Genomic DNA, 3,532 nt, shown 5'->3' on the forward strand with positions numbered 1-3,532 from the left:
GCGGGCAACTCGCCGGCTCCAAGTCCACCGGAAAAAGTCGCCTCTCCACCGCCCGAGGAGCTCCCCGCCGGCCTCATCCAACCGGAAGATATCACCTACCTCGGCGCTTTCCGGCTGCCCGAGGCCTCCGGCGGCTCAAACTGGGAGTACAGCGGGCAGGGGTTAACCTACAATCCGCAAGGCGATCCAAACGGCGCAGCGGATGGCTTCCCCGGTTCGCTTTTCGGGTTTGGGCACGACCATCAGCTGCTCGTCTCCGAGATCGACATCCCTGTTCCTGTGCTCTCCAACAACCTGGATGATTTGAACACCGCCAAAACGCTCCAGCCTTTTCAAGATATCAGCGGCGGGATTTTCGACCCCCAGGCGGTGGATTTGCCCCGCGCCGGGCTGGCGCATTTGCCGCCGCAGGAGGGGCAGGAGGCCGCCAAACTGTATTTCTCCTTTGGCTGGCACTTTCAGGAATTTGGCGACCCATCCCACGGCTGGAGCGAACTCAGCCTGGCCGCCCCCCACCCTGCCGGTATGTGGACGTTTGACGGCTACACGCCATACATCACCAACGATTACCTCTTTGAGATTCCCCAGCCCTGGGCGGACGCGCTGGGCGGTTACCGGCTGGCGAGCGGCAGGGCGCGCGAGGGCCCGTGGAGCGGCGGCGGGCCAGCATTGTTTGCCTGTGCTCCCTGGCTGGATGGCGATCCCCCCGCAGCAGGCGCAACGCTGACGGCGGTCCAACCGTTGCTGCTCTACGGCGTTCAACAGGCAGGGCAAATGGAAATCGCCTTCGATGAAAACATGCAAATGCAAGGATACAGCGATGCCGATCACTGGGAGGGCGGGGAATGGTTGACAACCGGGGAAAAATCAGCGGTGATCTTTGTGGGCACCAAAGCGCTGGGCGAATCGTGGTACGGCTTTGCCAACGGCGTGGTCTGGCCCTACGATTGTGCCGAACAAAACCCGCCAACCTGTCCCGATCCGCCAGAATGGCCTTACGACGACCGCGGCTATTGGGCTGAAGACTATCAGGCGCAAATTATCTTCTACAACCCTGCCGATCTCGTGGCAGTGGCGCGCGGCGAAATGCAAAGCTGGGAGCCACAACCTTACTCCACGCTGGCGCTGAATGAGTACCTGTTCGATTCCCAAGTCCGGCCAGAGGAGTACCGTCGCGATCTGATCGCAGCGGCGGCATTCGATCGAGAGCGCGGCTATCTGTTCATCATCGAACGGCTGGCCGACGAGTACAAATCGGTGGTTCATGTGTTCAGCGTGCAGCCATGAAAACAACGCAGTAACCCCAAGCGCTGTGCGCTTCCCAGGGATTTTCAAAAATCCAACGAAGAAACGGCACGAAGGCGTTTCGTACACGGATGCGCACGGATTGAGCGGATTTCAAGGTGGCCTGTCGCGTGGAAATCATCCGTGCAATCCGCGAAAACCCGTGTACTGCTCGTTCCTGGCGTGCAGCGAGTTGCATATTCTCAGACTTTTGAAATGCCTTATGCGCTTCCGGTTGGGGCTTGACATGAATGCCAGCCAAAACGCAGATAATTAGCCCAACAATCGAAGACCAACCCCAAAGGCTGTGGCGGAAAAAAGTACGTCGGCAGAAACCAACAGAGAGGCGCGCGGCACAGGCTTAAACCCCCGCCAGGCAGAACCCGACCGAAGTTCCCTCCTTAGCCGCTTGTGTGAACGGGCGAAGCAGGTAATTAGTAGTCTGTCAATCGTGTAACTTAGGATAAAGGCGTTTGAGTTTTATCCGCGCATCTGCAGTGGTGAACCGCCAGTGAACCTTGACAACTGAAGCATTACGTTCTTCTTGCCAGGCATGGACCACTCTTTCCAACATCTCCTTGTCTGGAATCCGCCGGTCGAGGCACTGCCCACTCAAAACGCTGAGTTCGACTTCGGCCACATTAAGCCGACTGCCATCCCTTCGGCTTTGCTCAGGGCAAGGCTTGGGTGTGTAGTGGAACTCAAACCGTTTGGCCAATCTGCGGGCTTCCTGGGGTTCGAAGGCTTCATAGAATGAGGCCGGGCTATGGGTGTTCAGGTTATCCAGGACAACCACGATCTTCTCTGCACCGGGATAATGCACATCGGCCAGTTCCCGCATTGCTTTGGCCCAATCTATCCGCGTCCGCCGCTCGGTGACCTTGACCAGGCGTTTCCCGGCCAGAGGCTCAAAGAACATAAACAGGTTAGCTGCTCCTCGGCGCTCATATTCGTAATCGATGCAGCTGGTCTTACCGGGTGCTGCAGGCAGCGGGTCTTGCTTATGGGCCAGCAACTGCTTGTTGGTTTCATCCATACAAATCAGTGGCCGTTGCGGGTCATACGGCTGGGTGTAGACCTCAAGCACGTCCTCCATGCGGGCTACAAATTCGGCATTGGCTTTGGGAGGAATGCACCACTGTTTTTTCAGCCAGGGCTTGGTTTCGTTTTTTTGAGCGTGTTGCGGACGGTCTCGTGAGAGATATGATCCACATAACCCAATTCGATCAGCCTATCTCGCAAGAGCCGCAGCGTCCAACGCTTATACCCTTCCGGTGGATCACTACAGGCCAATGCGAGCAGGCGAGCCTCTCCCTCACCATCCAGCCGACGAACATACTCTCTATCCGGTGGTTTGCGGTTGAGGGCTGCCTCCAAACCGCCCTCCACATAGGCTCTGCGTACGGCTGTGATTGTTGGTGAGGAGACCTCGAAAGCCTCCTGGATGGCCCGGTATGTCCAGTTAGGCCCAAACTCGCTACAGTCGGACTTCAGCAGAATGTGTGCCCGGCGGACTTTGCGGGCCGGGGCGGTTCCCGAAGAAATGAGCTGCTTCAGTTGTGAACGTTCTTCTTCTGTCAAGCGGATGAAATATTTCCGGTTCATGGCACTTGCCTCCGAGGATGGTCTTTTCCCCTTCAGTAGCAAGTTCCATGCCATTCTTACATTTTATGATGGACAATCTACTAGCTGCCTCGCCCATAGTATATTGAACTTACCGCTATCCACCTAACAGCTTATGCGGAAAACTTGCCTTATAAACACATATATCCGCAAAACCATCCGCTTTTCGCTCAAAACGCGGGATTGTCTTGCCTGGTATGCTCATTAAAATGAATTGATGTTGTCTAATATGGAAAAATAGGATGACAAAACTCTCCCTTCACTTCCCTAACCTGATTCCTTGAGCTTAATTTACAACAATTCTCCTTTCCTGTCAAATCATGAACGGGGCCGTGTCACTTCGGCAAACTGCAGCCCTCGCCGCCGGGGACGGCGGCGAGATCAGTGAGTGATGGATATCTGGGTAAATCATAATCGAGGCGGCGTCGCTTACTAATGTAGGCCGGGCTGTCGAGCCCGTCCAGTAGGTGACCGTCACTTTCGAAAGTGACGGTCACCTATGATCAGGGCGGCGTCACTTCGGCGAGATCAGTGAAGGCCGCGCCGCCGGGGACGGCGGCGAGATCAATTATGGGCTGACGCTGTAGGAGAAAGGGTTGAATAACAGTTTGCATTACCAGCGGAC

The 3,532-nt window shown here is 56.1% G+C and carries 2 protein-coding genes; one reads left to right on the plus strand and one right to left on the minus strand.

Annotated features, from left to right (window positions below; all coding sequences use genetic code 11):
* The coding region (locus ACW8PS_RS13655) for a hypothetical protein (RefSeq protein ID WP_491528039.1) at window positions 1-1,287 on the plus strand (1,287 nt) is incomplete at its 5' end.
* 442 nt (window positions 1,288-1,729) lie between these two features.
* Here the strand turns inward: ACW8PS_RS13655 and ACW8PS_RS13660 are convergent.
* Window positions 1,730-2,889 (minus strand): IS630 family transposase gene (locus tag ACW8PS_RS13660; protein ID WP_491528040.1). Its coding sequence is split into 2 segments (ribosomal slippage): window positions 1,730-2,457 and window positions 2,457-2,889, totalling 1,161 coding nucleotides; the frame shifts between segments, so codons are not numbered across the junction.
* Between the last annotated feature and the right edge of the window lie 643 nt (window positions 2,890-3,532).

It is taken from the genome of Alterinioella sp. (assembly GCF_058343375.1).